General features: G+C 72.3%; 14 protein-coding genes. 9 read left to right on the plus strand and 5 right to left on the minus strand.

All coding sequences use genetic code 11. The features are described 5' to 3' along the window. Nucleotides 1-15: 15 nt before the first annotated feature. Nucleotides 16-1,578: an IMP dehydrogenase gene (gene guaB, locus MicB006_RS22000; RefSeq protein WP_073828882.1), complete on the minus strand. Its 1,563-nt coding sequence runs from the start codon at nucleotides 1,576-1,578 to the stop codon at nucleotides 16-18. A 197-nt stretch (nucleotides 1,579-1,775) separates the two neighbouring features. Between guaB and MicB006_RS22005 the strand changes: the two genes are divergently transcribed. After that, nucleotides 1,776-2,180: a DUF5319 domain-containing protein gene (locus tag MicB006_RS22005; protein ID WP_073828883.1), complete on the plus strand. Its 405-nt coding sequence runs from the start codon at nucleotides 1,776-1,778 to the stop codon at nucleotides 2,178-2,180. Nucleotides 2,181-2,198: 18 nt separating this feature from the next. On the opposite strand, the gene MicB006_RS22010 is transcribed toward MicB006_RS22005, so the two are convergent. Next, a complete protein-coding gene (locus MicB006_RS22010; protein ID WP_116508614.1) occupies nucleotides 2,199-3,011 on the minus strand; it encodes a response regulator transcription factor in 813 nt (270 codons plus the stop codon). A 252-nt stretch (nucleotides 3,012-3,263) separates the two neighbouring features. Between MicB006_RS22010 and MicB006_RS22015 the strand changes: the two genes are divergently transcribed. Next, nucleotides 3,264-3,647 (plus strand): WhiB family transcriptional regulator, encoded by a 384-nt coding sequence (locus tag MicB006_RS22015; protein WP_073829337.1) that lies wholly within the window; start codon nucleotides 3,264-3,266, stop codon nucleotides 3,645-3,647. Between the two features lie 169 nt (nucleotides 3,648-3,816). On the opposite strand, the gene MicB006_RS22020 is transcribed toward MicB006_RS22015, so the two are convergent. The 3 genes from MicB006_RS22020 to groES form a co-directional block, all read right to left on the minus strand. Then, nucleotides 3,817-5,535 carry a sulfite oxidase gene (locus MicB006_RS22020; RefSeq protein ID WP_116508616.1) on the minus strand — a complete coding sequence of 573 codons (1,719 nt, stop codon included), beginning with the start codon at nucleotides 5,533-5,535 and terminating at the stop codon, nucleotides 3,817-3,819. 136 nt (nucleotides 5,536-5,671) lie between these two features. Continuing rightward, the gene (gene groL / locus MicB006_RS22025; RefSeq protein WP_116508618.1) at nucleotides 5,672-7,318 is read right to left on the minus strand and encodes a chaperonin GroEL; all 1,647 of its coding nucleotides are present in this window, start codon (nucleotides 7,316-7,318) and stop codon (nucleotides 5,672-5,674) included. 70 nt (nucleotides 7,319-7,388) lie between these two features. Next, nucleotides 7,389-7,703: a co-chaperone GroES gene (gene groES / locus MicB006_RS22030; RefSeq protein ID WP_018222648.1), complete on the minus strand. Its 315-nt coding sequence runs from the start codon at nucleotides 7,701-7,703 to the stop codon at nucleotides 7,389-7,391. 254 nt (nucleotides 7,704-7,957) lie between these two features. Between groES and MicB006_RS22035 the strand changes: the two genes are divergently transcribed. The 7 genes from MicB006_RS22035 (at nucleotide 7,958) to MicB006_RS22065 (ending at nucleotide 15,189) form a co-directional block, all read left to right on the plus strand. Next, complete coding sequence (locus tag MicB006_RS22035) at nucleotides 7,958-9,190, plus strand: methyltransferase domain-containing protein (protein WP_116508620.1); 1,233 nt, start codon at nucleotides 7,958-7,960, stop codon at nucleotides 9,188-9,190. Nucleotides 9,191-9,238: 48 nt separating this feature from the next. Next, nucleotides 9,239-9,718: a Cys-tRNA(Pro) deacylase gene (gene ybaK, locus MicB006_RS22040; RefSeq protein ID WP_116508622.1), complete on the plus strand. Its 480-nt coding sequence runs from the start codon at nucleotides 9,239-9,241 to the stop codon at nucleotides 9,716-9,718. A gap of 204 nt (nucleotides 9,719-9,922) precedes the next feature. Continuing rightward, nucleotides 9,923-11,026: a sugar ABC transporter substrate-binding protein gene (locus MicB006_RS22045; protein WP_073828889.1), complete on the plus strand. Its 1,104-nt coding sequence runs from the start codon at nucleotides 9,923-9,925 to the stop codon at nucleotides 11,024-11,026. A 63-nt stretch (nucleotides 11,027-11,089) separates the two neighbouring features. Then, the gene (locus MicB006_RS22050; protein WP_116508624.1) at nucleotides 11,090-11,902 is read left to right on the plus strand and encodes an ATP-binding cassette domain-containing protein; all 813 of its coding nucleotides are present in this window, start codon (nucleotides 11,090-11,092) and stop codon (nucleotides 11,900-11,902) included. Next, the gene (locus tag MicB006_RS22055; RefSeq protein WP_043328321.1) at nucleotides 11,899-13,158 is read left to right on the plus strand and encodes a sugar ABC transporter permease; all 1,260 of its coding nucleotides are present in this window, start codon (nucleotides 11,899-11,901) and stop codon (nucleotides 13,156-13,158) included. The genes MicB006_RS22050 and MicB006_RS22055 overlap by 4 nt, the downstream gene beginning before the upstream one ends. Nucleotides 13,159-13,188: 30 nt before the next feature. Further along, nucleotides 13,189-14,364, plus strand: a complete 1,176-nt coding sequence (locus MicB006_RS22060) for an ROK family protein (RefSeq protein ID WP_116508626.1) — start codon at nucleotides 13,189-13,191, stop codon at nucleotides 14,362-14,364. Nucleotides 14,365-14,451: 87 nt separating this feature from the next. Next, nucleotides 14,452-15,189 (plus strand): DUF4142 domain-containing protein, encoded by a 738-nt coding sequence (locus MicB006_RS22065; protein ID WP_116508628.1) that lies wholly within the window; start codon nucleotides 14,452-14,454, stop codon nucleotides 15,187-15,189. The last annotated feature ends 35 nt before the right edge of the window (nucleotides 15,190-15,224 follow it).

The raw sequence follows: 15,224 nt of genomic DNA on the forward strand, positions 1-15,224 counted from the left end.
GTTGGGGGTGGTGGGTCAGCGGGAGTGGTAGTTGGGCGCCTCGACGGTCATCTGGATGTCGTGCGGGTGGCTCTCCTTGAGCCCGGCCGCGGTGATCCGGATGAGCTGGCCACGCCGGTGCAGCTCCGGGATGCTCTCCGCGCCCACGTACCCCATCGCGGCGCGCAGGCCGCCGATGAGCTGGTGGGCGACCGCGGACAGCGGCCCCCGGTAGGGCACCTGGCCCTCGACGCCCTCCGGGACAAGCTTGTCCTCGGCGAGCACGTCCTGCTGGAAGTAGCGGTCCTTGGAGTAGGACTTGCCCTGGCCGCGCGACTGCATCGCGCCGAGCGAGCCCATCCCCCGGTACGCCTTGTACTGCTTGCCGTTGATGAAGATCAGCTCGCCGGGGCTCTCCTCGCAGCCGGCCAGCAGGCTGCCGAGCATCACCGTGTCGGCGCCCGCGACGAGCGCCTTGGCGATGTCGCCCGAGTATTGGATGCCGCCGTCGCCGATCACCGGCACGCCGGCCGGGCGGGCGGCGCGGGCCGCCTCCATGATCGCGGTGATCTGCGGTACGCCGACTCCGGCCACGATCCGGGTGGTGCAGATGGCGCCCGGGCCGACGCCCACCTTCACGCCGTCCGCGCCGGCCTCGACAAGCGCCTTCGCGCCCGCGTACGTGGCGATGTTGCCGCCCACGATGTCGATGGTCACGTCCCGCTTGAGCCGGGCGACCATCTCCAGCACGGCGCGCTGGTGGCCGTGCGCGGTGTCCACGATGACCACGTCCACACCGGCGTCGACGAGCGCGCGGGCCCGCTTGTAGCCGTCCTCACCCACGCCCACCGCGGCGGCGACCCGGAGCCGGCCCGCGTCGTCCTTGGTGGCGTTCGGGTACTGCTCGCTCTTGGTGAAGTCCTTCACCGTGATCAGGCCGCGCAGCTTGCCGCCCGCGTCCACGATCGGCAGCTTCTCGATCTTGTGCTGGCGCAGCAGGCCGAGCGCGTCGTCCTTGCTCACGCCGACCGGGGCGGTGATCAGCGGCGTGCGGGTCATGATCTCGCGCACCGGCGTGGCCGGGTCGGAGACGAAGCGCATGTCGCGGTTGGTGACGATGCCGACCAACTGGCCCTGCCCGTCCACGACCGGCACGCCGGAGATCCGGTAGCGACCGCAGAGCGCGTCGACCTCGCGCAGCGTGTCGTCCGGGCTGGCGGTCACCGGGTTGGTGATCATGCCGGATTCGGAGCGCTTGACCAGGTCGACCTGGAGCGCCTGGTCCTCCACCGAGAGGTTGCGGTGCAGCACGCCGATGCCGCCCTGGCGGGCCATGGCGATCGCCATCCGCGCCTCGGTGACCGTGTCCATCGCGCTGGACAGCAGCGGCACGGTCAGCTCGATGTTGCGGGTGAGGCGGGTGCGGGTGTTGACGCGGCTGGGTACGACGTCCGACTCGCCCGGCTGCAGGAGCACGTCGTCGAAGGTCAACCCGAGCGGTACCACCCGGGCCGAACCGGCCGGCAGCTCGGGCAGATGGCCACCCAACTCCCCACCGTCGGTGCCGGCCGGGATCTCGGTGCTGGGCGAATTCTCCACGATTGCTCCCCTGAGCTGGTCGATCGGGCTGCAGCGAGGCGGCGCGCGCGGGCACCGGCGGGCGCCTGGTGACGGCGCGTCGCCTCATCGTACCCACTGGCCGGTTCGCGTCCGGGCAGCGGCGGGCCCGGGGGTAGGCCGGGCCACAGCGCGGGCTGGGGCGGGCTTTCCGGCGGCCCGGGGTCTACGGTGAGAGGGTGCACGACGAGCCCATCGACCCGTTCAACGGCGATCCCGCCGATCCGGCTGCCGGTCTGCACGATCCCGGCGACGACGACGCGCTCGACCCGCTGACCGACGTCGAGCGCCAGGACGTGCTGGAGGATCTCGCCGACCTGGAGATCTACCAGGCGCTGCTCCAGCCGATCGGGGTGCGCGGCCTGGTGATCGAGTGCGAGGACTGCCGCGAGCCGCACTACTTCGACTGGGACCTGCTGCGCGGCAACCTGCGCCACCTGCTCAACTCGGGGCGTCCCCGGGTGCACGAGCCGGCCTACGACCCGGACCCGGACCATTACGTGAGCTGGGACTACGCCCGGGGCTACGCGGACGGCGTGCACGACACGCTCACCGAGGGCACCGACGAGTCCAGCGAGAGCTGAGCGCCGACAGCCGGTTCGTCAGGCCACCAGGCCGGCCCGGAACCCGGCCGCCACGGCGTGCGCCCGGTCCCGCGCGCCGAGCTTGCGGAACAACCGCCGGGCGTGCGTCTTGACCGTGTCCTCGGAGACGAACAGCTCCCGCCCGATCTCCGCGTTGCTCTTGCCCTCGGCCATGCCGAGCAGCACCTGAAGCTCCCGCTCGGTCAGCCCGACCGCGCCGCGCGGCGTCCGCGCCGCGCGCTGGGCGGCACCCGGCCGGGGCGCCTCCGCCGCGTCCGCCGCCGCCGGGTCCTCCGCGTCCTCACCCCGTTGCACAGGCACCACCGTGGGCAGGCCCGCGGCATCCACCGGCGCCGCCGCCGGCCAGCCGGGTCCACCCTGGGTACGCCCCGCCGACCGGGCCGGTCCGCCGACAGCGGCCGCGTCCCGGGCGGTGTCCGCCACCCGGTGCCGGTTGCTCCGCCCGGGGGCGGAGAGCAGCAGCAGCGCCTTGGCCACAGCGCTGGTCAGGTCGTGGTCGGCGTTCTGGATCAGCCCGCGAGCGCCGGCGCTGATGGTGGCCGCCGCCGACTCCGACTCCTCAGCGCCGAGCAGCAGCACCGCCGCCTGCGGCGCGCGGGCCAGCACCCGGCGCACGAAACCGGCGCTGTCCGGCCGGGTCAGGGCGGTGTCGGCGAGCACCACGTCCACCGGACGCTCGGCGAGCCGCAACATCACCTCCGGATCGGAGACTGCCGTCCGGACGACGCCGGACAGCCCGAGCCGCGCCGCGGCGGAGGTCAGATGCTGGGCCGCCAATGGTGTCCGAACGCACACAAGAACACTACGCACAGTGGGCTCCTCTCCGACTCAGAGCAGACCATGCGGAGGTGGGCTCGGGAGGGGGTTCCGGGCAATCATCCGAACTTTTCCGACAGATGGGGCATATGCCGCTGACTGTCCGAGGTTTTCGATCACAGATGTGTGAGGCGGGGACGGCTCGGGTACCGAGGGGTTCATCCGGAACCGGCATCCCGCGCGGACCGCCGCCCGGTAGCTGGCCACGAACATTCTCCGCGGTGCCGCGCGGGAGGAGGGGTGCTGATGTCGAACGTACGTAGGCTGCCTGGACCGATCGACGAGCTCTGGGACTGGCAGCGGCTCGGGGCCTGCCGTGGCCGCGACAGCGCGCAGTTCTTCCACCCGGACGGCGAGCGCGGCTCCTCCCGGATGCGCCGTGAGATGGGCGCCAAGTCCGTCTGCCGCGCCTGCCCGGTACGCGCCGAGTGCGCCGCGCACGCGCTCTCCGTCCGCGAGCCGTACGGCGTCTGGGGCGGGTTCAGCGAGTCCGAGCGGCTGCGGCTGCTCGCGCTCGGCTGGGAGGACCTGGCCGACCGCCGGCAGACCCGGGTGGACATCGCCCGGCTGGAGGCCCGCCTCGGCCGTCCGCACAACACCGCCGTGCCGGACCAGCGCAAGGTCGCCTGACCCGGTCCACTGATTTCCGACGCCGCGCCCCGATTCCGGGGCGCGGCGTCGTCGCGTCGGGCCCGTCCCGCCCCCGCTTGATCAACACCGGCTCGGCGAAGTGGTCATATCGTGGAGCCTCTGATGCCACCATTTCGGGGAACTGGTGTTGATCAAGCCTGGGCGGTGGTCAGGTGATCGTGACTCGCACTGTGTGCCATCCCGTTGCGCCGTCGGGGGCGACCGGGGCCCGCTGTTCCGTCTGGGTCTCGCCGGTCGTGTCCGTCGCCCGCACCTGCAGCGTGTGCTCGCCCGGCGTGGCGTCCCACCGCCAGGACCACTGCACCCAGGTGTCCGCCGACACCGCCGGGGCCAGCGTCGCCTCCTGCCACGGGCCGCCGTCGACACGTACCTCGACGCGCCGGATGCCGCGGTGCTGCGCCCACGCCACACCTGCGACAGTCACCGGACCCGCGGCGGGACGGCTGCGAGGCCGGGGCGTGTCGATCCGGGACTGCGTCTTGATCGGCCCCTGCGCGGACCAGCCGCGCGGCACCCAGTACGCGTCGAAGTCGGCGAAGCTGGTCAGCTCCAGCTCGGTGAGCCACTTGCAGGCCGAGACGTACCCGTAGAGGCCGGGCACCACCATCCGCACCGGGAAGCCGTGCCGGATCGGCAGCGGCTCGCCGTTCATGCCGACCGCGAGCAGCGCGTCCCGCCCGTCGCGCAGCACCGAGGTGGGCGTGCCGCAGGTCCAGCCGTCGACGGCCCGGCCGACCACCTGGTCCGCGCCGTCCTCCGGGTCGGCCTCGTCGAGCAGTTCCCTGATCGGTACGCCTAGCCAGCGCGCGTTGCCGATCAGGTCGCCGCCCACCTCGTTGGAGACGCAGGCGAGCGTCACGTAACGCTCGACCATCGGACGGGCGAGCAGGTCGTCGAAGCTCAGCTCGATCGGGTTGCGGACCCGCCCGTGGATGCGCAGCCGCCAGGTGACCGGGTCCACCTGCGGCACCACCAGCGCGGTGTCGATCCGGTAGAACTCCCGGTTCGGCGTGACGTACGGCGCGAGCCGGGACAGCGACAGGTCGGCTCCGGCCGGCAGCGGTGGGGCGGGCGCGGCCGGGGCGTGCAGCGTCACCGCGTCCCGGGCCGTCGACACGCCGCGCCGGCCGGCCAGCCAGTGCCCGCCCAGCCCGGCCACCGCAGCCGCGCCGGTGAGCAGCCCGGCGCCACGCAGGAACCGTCGTCGCGACTCCGCGTCGTCGGGCCGGGCCGGCTCCCAGCCGCCCGGCGTCTCCCCCTCCCGGGCCAGCGCGGCGACCGCCGGCGGCGGGGCGGACGGCGGGGGCGACGCGGACGGCGGCTCGCTGTCCGCCGAAGCGGCCCCGTCGCGCTCCGCCGGGCCGGTCCCGGCCCGGTCGCGTCGCACGGCGTCAGACCGGTAGCGCCCCGGTCGCTTCCGGTGCGCCGGTTCGGCGCTCAGCGGGCCGGCCACGAAGGCCCAGAGCGTCAGCGCGCCGAGTCCGCCGCCGACCAGGGAGGGCAGCGCGTCGAACGCGTCAGCGCCGGCCCGGGTCAGCGCGGCGGCGACACCGAGCGCGGCGAACGCGGCGATGCCGGCCAGGCCGATCGCCAGCCGCCGGACCGCCGCCAGGCCGAGCAGCGCCCCGAAGGCGGCCAGCAGCAGCGCCGTCCCGATCAGCAGCGCGATCTTGTCGTACGTGCCGAAGACGCTGATGGCGAACTGCTTGAGCGGCTCGGGCACCAGGTCGACGACGAGTCCGCCGACGGCGACGAGCGGAGCCGACCGGGGGCCGGTCAGGACCGCAACGGGTTCGGCGGCGCCGAGCGCCACCACGGCGGCGACGACACCGGCCAGCGCCGCGCGGCGGCGGGAGAGGGTGCTCACGGCATCCAGTCTGGTCGACCCGCGGGGACGGCTGCCAATTCCGTCAGCGTTCCGTAAGGGGACCCGGCCCGGGAAAGCCGTCAGGGCACACCACCGGGTCGGCGGTGTGCCCTGACGTCGAGCCGTACTCCTCGGGTCAGAAGCCCGGGCCGTGCTGGTGGCCGTGACCGTGCGAGTGGCCGTGGCCACCGGCGCCGGCCGACTCCGGCTCGGCCGGCTTCTCCACCACGAGGCTCTCGGTGGTGAGCAGCAGGCCGGCGATCGAGGCGGCGTTGCTGACCGCGTTGCGGGTCACCTTCACCGGGTCGATGATGCCGGACTTGGCCAGGTCGACGTACTCGCCGGTGGCGGCGTCGAGGCCGTGGCCCCAGTCCTTGCCGACGACCTTCTGCACCACCACGTAGCCGTCGTGGCCGGCGTTCTGGGCGATCCAGCGCAGCGGCTCGACGAGCGCCTTGCGCACGATCGAGACGCCGACCTTCTCGTCACCGGTGAAGCCCAGGTCGTCGTCGAGCGCCGGCAGGATCTGGGCCAGCGCGGCGCCGCCACCCGGGACCGTACCCTCCTCGACCGCGGCCTTGGTCGCGGCGATGGCGTCCTCGATGCGGTGCTTGCGCTCCTTCATCTCGACCTCGGTGGCCGCGCCGACCTTGATCACGGCGATGCCGCCGGAGAGCTTCGCCAGCCGCTCGGCCAGCTTCTCCCGGTCCCACTCCGAGTCGGAGGCCTCGATCTCCTTGCGGATCTGGGCGACCCGGTCGGCGACCTCGGAGGCCTGCCCGCCACCGTCGACGACCGTGGTGTTCTCCTTGTCGACCACGACGCGGCGGGCGGTGCCGAGCACCTCCAGGCCGACCTGGTCGAGCTTGTAGCCCAGCTCCGGGGCGACCAGCTCGGCGCCGGTCAGGATCGCCATGTCCTGGAGCATCGCCTTGCGGCGGTCGCCGAAGCCGGGGGCCTTGACCGCGCAGACCTTGACGGTCTTGCGCAGCGCGTTGACCACGAGCGTGGAAAGGGCCTGACCCTCGACGTCCTCGGCGACGATGAGCAGCGGCTTGTTGTCCTGGAGGACCTTCTCCAGCAGCGGCAGCAGCTCCTCGATCGCCGAGATCTTCTGGGTGGTGATCAGGATGTACGGGTCCTCCAGGACCGCCTCCTGCGCCTCCAGGTCGGTGACGAAGTTCGGCGAGATGAAGCCCTTGTCGAACTGGAGCCCTTCGGTCACCTCCAGCTCGGTGACGAGCGCGGAGCCCTCCTCGACGGTGATGACGCCGTCGCGGCCGACCTTCTCCATCGCCTCGGCGATCAGCTCACCGATGGCGGCGTCCTGCGCGGAGACGGTCGCGACGTGCGCGATCGACTCCTTGCTGGCCACCTCGACGGCCTTGCCGAGCAGCGCCTCGGAGACCTTGGCGGCCGCCGCGTCGATGCCCCGCTTCAGGCCGGTCGGGTTGGTGCCGGCGGCCACGTTGCGCAGGCCCTCGCGGACCATGGCCTGGGCCAGCACGGTGGCGGTGGTGGTCCCGTCGCCGGCGACGTCGTTGGTCTTGGTCGCCACCTCCTTGACCAGCTGCGCGCCGAGGTTCTCGTACGGGTTGGTGAGCTCGATCTCCTTGGCGATGGTCACGCCGTCGTTGGTGATCGTGGGCACACCGAACTTCTTGTCCAGGACGACGTTGCGCCCGCGCGGGCCGAGGGTGACCTTGACCGTGTCCGCGAGGGCGTTGACACCGTGCTCCAGCAGGTGCCGGGCATCGTCCGAGAAGCTGAGGATCTTCGCCATCAGTATCCCTTCGAAGCGACGTTGCCCCGGCCCGGCGAGCCGGACCGGGGCAACGACACTGATCGGTTGCTTACTTCTCGATGACCGCGAGGACGTCGCGGGCGGAGAGCACCAGGTACTCCTCGCCGGCGTACTTGACCTCGGTGCCGCCGTACTTCGAGTAGAGGACGGTGTCGCCGACCTTCACGTCGATCGGCACGCGGTTGCCCTTGTCGTCGATCCGGCCCGGGCCGACAGCGAGGACGGTGCCCTCCTGCGGCTTCTCCTTGGCGGTGTCGGGGATCACGATGCCCGAGGCGGTGGTGGTCTCGGCCTCGTTCGCCTGGACCACGATGCGGTCCTCGAGCGGCTTGATCGCAACCTTGGTCGCGGTAGTCACGGGCATACCCTCCCGGGTACTTGGTGTCGTTGCCGGCCGGCGTGCCGACCAGCGTCAATCTGCCACATGCCACCGGGCGGGGCCGTCGTCGCGGGTGCCGGTCCGCCTGGCGCTCAACCCCCGGGCACAGGGCCCGGGCGTTGGCACCCTCAGGGTGAGAGTGCTAATCGCAGGTTATTCCTCGGCTAGCACTCCGTCAAGGAGAGTGCCAACGCGTCGCCCTCCGTGTCGCGCCGGAACCGGGCCGGGACAATGGGCGCGTGGATCTCGACCAGCTCGCCGCGCTGCGTACCCCCGAGGGGTCGGCCGCGCTCGCCGCGGCCGCTCGGGTGGCCGGCGGCGACCCGCTGGCGGCGGCCGCCGCGCTGCGCTCGGCCGGGATTCCGGGCGACCTCGCCGCCGCCGCGCTGACCCAGGCGGAGCTGCGCCGCCGCGCGGTCGGCAAGTTCGGCGCGGCCGCCGCCGGGATGTTCCTCACCCGGCCCGGGCTGGAGCAGGCCACCCGGGGGGTGGTCGCCGACCGGCGGGCCGCGCGGCTGCGCGCCGCGGGCGTGACCACCCTGGCCGACCTGGGTTGCGGCCTGGGCGCCGACGCGCTCGCCGCCGCCCGCGCCGGAATCCGGGTGTACGCGGTGGAGGCCGACCCGCTCACCGCCGCGATGGCCGCCGCGAACGCCGGGGCCGCCGGGCTGGCGGAACTGGTGACCGTCGAGTGCGGCGACGCCACGGCGTTCGACGTGAGCCGGGTCGACGGCGCGTTCTGCGATCCGGCGCGGCGGCGGGCCGGCACCGGGCGGCGCGTCTTCGACCCGAGGGCCTACTCACCGCCGTGGGACTTCGTCACCGGCCTGGCCGCGCGGGTGCCGCGCACCGTGGTGAAGGTGGCGCCGGGGCTGGACCACGCGCTGATCCCGGCCGGCGCCGAGGCGGAGTGGGTGAGCGTGGACGGCGACCTGGTGGAGGCGGCGCTGTGGTGCGGCGAGCTGGCCGGCGTCCCCCGCCGCGCCACACTGCTGCGCGAGAAGGAAGGGCCCCTTCTTAACGCCTCCGGTAGTAAAAGGGTCCCTTCCTATCACCTCACCGGCACCGGAGCGGCCGAGGCGCCGGTGGGGCCGGTCCGGCGGTTCCTGTACGACCCGGACCCGGCCGTGGTGCGCGCGCACCTGGTCGCCGAGCTGGCCACGGACCTCGACGCCACGCTCGCCGACCCGTCGATCGCCTACCTGTACGCCGACGAGGCCCGGCCCACCCCGTTCGCCCGCTGCCTGGAGATCACCGACGTGCTGCCGTTCTCGCTGAAGCGGCTGCGCGCCCTGCTGCGGGAGCGCCGGGTCGGCCGGGTCGAGATCCGCAAGCGCGGCTCGGCGCTGGAGCCGGAGAAGCTGCGTCGCGACCTGCGACTCTCCGGTGACGCGGCGGCCGACCTGGTGCTGACCCGGGTCGCGGGCGACCCCACGGTGCTCGTCTGCCGGCCGGTCCCGGCCGGCGGCTGACCGCGGTTTCGGCTCGCGGCCGGCCGGCGACCGGGCTAGCTTGATCCGGTGGCGGGCCCTGGCACTCCGGCGATCGCGTTGCTGAGCAAGCGGAAGATCGCCCACAGCACCCACACCTACGACGTCTCGCCGGACGCGCCGAACTACGGCGCGCTGGTCGCCGCGGCGCTGGGCGTGGCGCCGGACCGCGTGTTCAAGTCGCTCGTCACCGAGGTCGACGGCGGGTTGACAGTGGCGGTGGTGCCGGTGACCGGCGAGCTGGACCTGAAGGCGCTCGCCGCCGCGGTGGGCGGCAAGCGGGCGGCAATGGCGGACCGGGCGGTGGCCGAGCGGGCGACCGGGTACGTGCGGGGCGGGATCAGCCCGCTGGGCCAGCGCAAGCGGCTACCGACAGTCGTCGACTCCTCGGCGCTGGCGCACCCGACGGTGTACGTCTCGGCGGGCCGCCGGGGCTTGCAGGTGCAGCTCACGCCGACGGATCTGGTGACGCTCACCGGGGCGGCCACGGCATCGATCGCCGCCGCCTGACGGGCCTCGTGACGGTACGTGTGGGAGCGTTCCCGGAGCGCGCCCGCCCGGCGGTGTCTCGCGGGTGACAACCGCGTTGCTGAATTGTTACCGCCGCCAACAAACTTCTGACCTCGGCAGTCTTGCGGCCCATGGGAGGTGAGGAATACGTTGCCGGACACAACAAAACATCACCACTCCCCCACCTCCGAAAGGACCCTGCACATGCGCAAGGGCTTCCTCACCTTCGCGGCCGTCGGTCTTCTCGCGACCGGCAGCATGGCCGCCTGTGGTGACAACGGCGGTTCTTCCGACGAGGCCGGCGGCTCCAACGCCAAGAAGCCGAAGATCGGCGTGATCCTGCCGGACAGCAAGTCCTCCGCCCGCTGGGAGGGCGCGGACCGCAAGTACCTCAAGGCGGCGTTCGACGCGGCGGGCGTCGAGTCCGACATCCAGAACGCGCAGAACGACAAGACCGCGTTCCAGACCATCGCCGACCAGATGATCACCAGCGGCGTCAACGTCCTGATGATCGTCAACCTGGACTCCGGCACCGGCAAGGCCGTGCTCGACAAGGCCAAGTCGCAGGGCGTGGCGACCATCGACTACGACCGGCTGACCCTGGGCGGCTCCGCCCAGTACTACGTCAGCTTCGACAACGAGGCGGTCGGCAAGCTCCAGGGCGAGGGCCTGAGCAAGTGCCTGACCGACAAGGGCGTCAAGAACCCGTCGATCTCGTACCTCAACGGCTCGCCGACGGACAACAACGCCACCCTGTTCAAGAACGGGTACGACTCGGTGCTCAAGCCGAAGTTCGACTCGAAGGAGTACACCAAGGTCGCCGACGACCCGGTACCGGCGTGGGACAACGCGCAGGCCGCCACGATCTTCGAGCAGCAGATGACCAAGGCCGGCGGCAAGATCGACGGCGTGCTCGCCGCCAACGACGGTCTCGGCAACGCGGCCATCTCGGTGCTGAAGAAGAACAAGCTCAACGGCAAGGTCCCGGTGACCGGTCAGGACGCCACCAAGGAGGGCCTGCAGAACATCCTCGCCGGTGACCAGTGCATGACCGTCTACAAGGCGGTCAAGAAGGAGGCGGACGCCGCCGCCGACCTGGCCATCGCCCTCGCCAAGGGTGAGCGGAAGGACACCGGCCAGACGGTCAAGGACCCGGAGGGCAACCGGGACGTGCCGGCCGTGCTGCTGGAGCCCAAGGCCATCTTCAAGGACAACGTCAAGGACGTTGTGGCCGACGGCTACGTCACCAAGGAAGAGCTCTGCACCGGTGCCTTCGCGAAGCTCTGCACCGACGCCGGCGTGAGCTGACCCACCCGCCTCAGGCGGCGCCGGACGGGATCCGAGACCTCCCTCCGCCCAAAGGAGAACCCCGTGTCCGCAACCCCCCTGCTGGAGCTACGCGGGATCGACAAGAGCTTCGGTCCCGTCCAGGTGCTGCGTGACGTCGCCTTCACCGCGCACCCCGGCGAGGTGACCGCGCTCGTCGGCGACAACGGCGCCGGCAAGTCGACCCTGGTCAAGTGCATCAGCGGTATCCACCCCACCGACGCCGGCGAGTTCCTCTTCGACGGCCGGCCGGTGAGCATCAACAGCCCGCGCGACGCCGCCGCGCTCGGCATCGAGGTCGTCTACCAGGACCTCGCGCTCTGCGACAACCTCGACATCGTGCAGAACATGTTCCTCGGCCGGGAGAAGCGCAGCGGCATCGTGCTCGACGAGCCGACCATGGAGCAGATGGCCGCCGAGACGCTCGCCGGTCTGAGCGTGCGCACCGTGAAGTCGCTGCGCCAGCACGTGGCCAGCCTCTCCGGCGGCCAGCGGCAGACCGTCGCCATCGCCAAGGCCGTGCTCTGGAACAGCCGGCTGGTCATCCTGGACGAGCCGACCGCCGCGCTCGGCGTCGCGCAGACCGCCCAGGTGCTGGAACTGGTGCGCCGGCTGGCCGACAACGGCCTCGCCGTGGTGCTCATCTCGCACAACATGAACGACGTCTTCGCCGTCTCCGACCGGATCGCCGCGCTCTACCTCGGCCAGATGGTCGCCCAGGTGAAGACCACCGACATCACCCACTCGCAGGTGGTCGAGCTGATCACCGCCGGTCGATCCGGCAGCCTCGGCCTCACCGGCGAGCCGGGCGGCAACGGCGCCGCGCCCGCCGACACCACCCCAGGAGCCATCCGATGACCGCCATCGTCGTGAAGAAGGAAGGCCCGGCCGGCGTCGCGCCGACACCGACCCTGAACAGCCACGTGAACAACTACTGGCGCCGGGTACGCGGCGGCGACATCGGCGCGCTCCCCGCGGTGGTGATGCTCGTGGCGCTGGCGGTGGGCTTCTCGATCGCCCGCCCGTCGTTCTTCACCGCCGGCAACCTGGCGAACCTGTTCACCCAGGGCGCGGCGGTCACGCTCATCGCCATGGGCCTGGTCTTCGTCCTGCTGCTCGGCGAGATCGACCTCTCCGCCGGCTTCGCCAGCGGCGTCTGTGCCGCGATCCTGGCCAACGTCGTCACAGTGCTCGGCTACCCCTGGTACGTGGCGGTGCTCGCCGCCGTCGTCACCGGTCTGGTGATCGGCACCGTGCTGGGCCTGCTGGTCGCCAAGGTCGGCATCCCGTCCTTCGTGGTGACGCTCGCCGGGTTCCTCGCCTTCCAGGGTGTCGTGCTGACGCTGATGGACGAGGGCGCCAACATCGCGATCCGCGACGACGTGCTCGTCGCGATCGCCAACCGCAACCTCTCCCCCGCGCTGGGCTGGGCGCTCGCCGCGGTGGCCGTCGCCGGGTACGCGGCAGTGCAGTTGCTCCGGTACCGCAACCGGGCCGCCCGTGGCCTGCTCACCGACCCGCTCACGGTGGTCGGCGCGCGGATCGCCGGCCTGGCCGTGATCCTCGGCGTGGCGGTCTACGTGCTCAACCTGGAGCGCAGCCGCAACGTCCTGATCACCTCGCTCAAGGGCGTGCCGATCGTGGTGCCGATCATCGCGGTGCTGCTGATCGTCTGGACGTTCGTGCTCCAGCGCACCAGCTACGGACGGCACATCTACGCGGTCGGCGGCAACGCCGAGGCGGCCCGCCGGGCCGGCATCAACGTCGACCGGATTCGTATCTCCGTCTTCGTCATCTGCTCCTCGATGGCCGCCATCGGTGGCATCGTGGCCGCCAGCAGGGGCAACTCGGTCGACCCCAACACCGGGGGCAGTAACGTACTGCTCTACGCCGTCGGCGCGGCGGTGATCGGCGGCACCAGCCTCTTCGGCGGCAAGGGCCGGGTCCTCGACGCCGTGCTCGGGGGCGCGGTGGTCGCGGTCATCGACAACGGTATGGGACTGATGGGATACAGCTCGGGCGTCAAGTACGTGGTCACCGGCGTGGTGCTGCTCGCCGCGGCGACCATCGACGCGCTGTCGCGTCGGCGGGCCGCCGCCACCGGCAACCGCTGAGCAGGGGCACGGAAACACATGGCAGTGGCAATGCGCGCGGGCCCCAGTCAGGACGAGATCCGTCGGCAGAACCTGGGCGCATTGCTCCGCTACGTACACGTTCACGGGGCCACCACCCGCGCCGAGCTGACCACCGCGCTCGGGCTCAACCGCAGCACCATCGGCGCGCTGACCGCGGACCTGGCCGGCGCCGGTCTGGTCAGCGAGGGGACGCCGAAGGAGACCGGCCGGGCCGGACGACCGTCACTCGTCGTCCGGCCCGAGTCGGAGCGGGTCTACGCGTACGCGTACAGCGTCGAGGTGGACCGGCTGCGGGCCGCGCGGGTCGGGCTCGGCGGTGAGGTGCTCGACCGCCGGGAGATGGAGCGGCCACGCAACCTGGTCGCCGGGGAGGCCGCCCCGCTGCTCGCCGGGGCGGTCAAGGAGATGCACCAGTCGGTGCCGCCGGACGCGATCTGCGTGGGCGCCGGGGTGGCGGTGTGCGGCATGGTCCGCCGCGACGACGGGCTGGTCCGGCTCAGCCCGACCACCGGCTGGGTGGACCAGCCGATCGGTGCGGCGCTCGCCGTCGAGCTGGGGATAGACGTACCGATCACGGTGGGGAACGTGGCCGACGTGGCCGCGTACGCCGAGCACGCCCGGGGTGCGGCCGTCGGCTGCGACAACGTCATCTACATCTACGGCGACGTCGGTGTGGGCGCGGGCATCATCGCCGGGGGCCGGCGGCTGACCGGGCACGGCGGCTACGGCGGCGAGGTCGGCCACATGGTGGTGGTCCGCGACGGCGTGCGCTGCGACTGCGGCCGGCGCGGCTGCTGGGAGACCGAGATCGGCGAACACGGGCTGCTGCGCGCGGCGGGCCGGTCCGAGGCGCGCGGCCGGGACGCGCTGCTCGCCGTATTCGACGCCGCCGACCGCGGCGACGCCCGCGCGCAGACCGCGGTACGGCAGGCCGGCGACTGGCTCGGCTTCGGCGTCGCGAACCTGGTGAACATCTTCAACCCGGAGATGGTCATCTTCGGCGGCACCATGCGCGACCTCTACCTGGCCGCCGCGGCGCAGGTGCGCAGCCGGCTCAACTCCAACGGGCTGCCCGCGTGCCTGGAGCACGTGCGGCTGCGTACCCCGAAGCTGGGCGACGACGCGGCGCTGATCGGCGCCGCCGAGCTGGCGTTCGAACGACTCCTCGCCGATCCGCTGAACTGATCGGCCCGGTGATCCGTACCAGTGTGCGGACGGGCGGCCGTCCACGACACCCCGCGTACCGGTCCGGACCGAGGAGGCACCGCAACCATGGCATCGCTGGAATCCGCACGCCGCAAGCTGGCGCACCGGGTGGTACTGCTGCTCGCCGCGCTGGGCGCGGGGATCGGCGTCGTTCCCGGGACGGCGCAGGCCGCGCCCAACCCCGGCGTGCAGATGAACGCCGCCGACATGACGCTGCTCAACGGGGTACGGCTGGCCGGGCTGTGGGAGATGCCGGCCGGGCAGATGGCGGCCGAGAAGGGCCAGTCCGCCCGGGTACGCGAGGTCGGCGCGGAGATCGCCAAGCAGCACGCGGAGCTGGACCAGCTGGTGGTCGAGGCGGCCAACAAGCTCGGCGCCACCCTGCCGACGGATCCGACGGCCGAGCAGCAGGGGTGGCTGACCGAGATGCGGAACGCCAACGGCGCCCGGTTCGACCAGATCTTCGTCACCCGGCTGCGGGTCGCCCACGGCAAGATCTTCCCGGTGATCGGCGCGGTCCGGGCCAGCACCCGCGACCCGATCGTGCGCAAGCTGGCCGAGGACGCCAACAAGTTCGTCAACGACCACATGACCATGCTGGAGAGCACCGGGCTGGTGCGCTGGCAGCAGCTGCCACCGGCCGCGCTGCCGCCCGCGCAGAGCGACTCGCTCGTCGCCGCGGCCCAGGCCAACGTGGGTAGCAGCGGCGGGCTCCAGGTCGGCACCGGACTGGTGTGGGCGGTGTTCCTGATCGCGCTCGGCACCGGCGGGTACGCCACCTGGCGGCTGACCCGCCGCTCGTGACCGCGGCCGTCGAGCGGGCCCCGGCGCACGTCCGC

This window comes from Micromonospora sp. B006 (genome assembly GCF_003408515.1).
Classification (GTDB): domain Bacteria; phylum Actinomycetota; class Actinomycetes; order Mycobacteriales; family Micromonosporaceae; genus Micromonospora; species Micromonospora echinospora_A.

What these genes read in the sequence shown, in the direction of transcription:
- groES (WP_018222648.1), bottom strand. Translation starts at nt 7,703, where the DNA reads ATGCCCGTGACTACCGCGACCAAGGTTGCGATCAAGCCGCTCGAGGAC.
- MicB006_RS22015 (WP_073829337.1), top strand. Translation starts at nt 3,264, where the DNA reads ATGTCGAACGTACGTAGGCTGCCTGGACCGATCGACGAGCTCTGGGAC.
- MicB006_RS22060 (WP_116508626.1), top strand. Translation starts at nt 13,189, where the DNA reads ATGCGCGCGGGCCCCAGTCAGGACGAGATCCGTCGGCAGAACCTGGGC.
- groL (WP_116508618.1), bottom strand. Translation starts at nt 7,318, where the DNA reads ATGGCGAAGATCCTCAGCTTCTCGGACGATGCCCGGCACCTGCTGGAG.
- MicB006_RS22045 (WP_073828889.1), top strand. Translation starts at nt 9,923, where the DNA reads ATGCGCAAGGGCTTCCTCACCTTCGCGGCCGTCGGTCTTCTCGCGACC.
- MicB006_RS22055 (WP_043328321.1), top strand. Translation starts at nt 11,899, where the DNA reads ATGACCGCCATCGTCGTGAAGAAGGAAGGCCCGGCCGGCGTCGCGCCG.
- MicB006_RS22065 (WP_116508628.1), top strand. Translation starts at nt 14,452, where the DNA reads ATGGCATCGCTGGAATCCGCACGCCGCAAGCTGGCGCACCGGGTGGTA.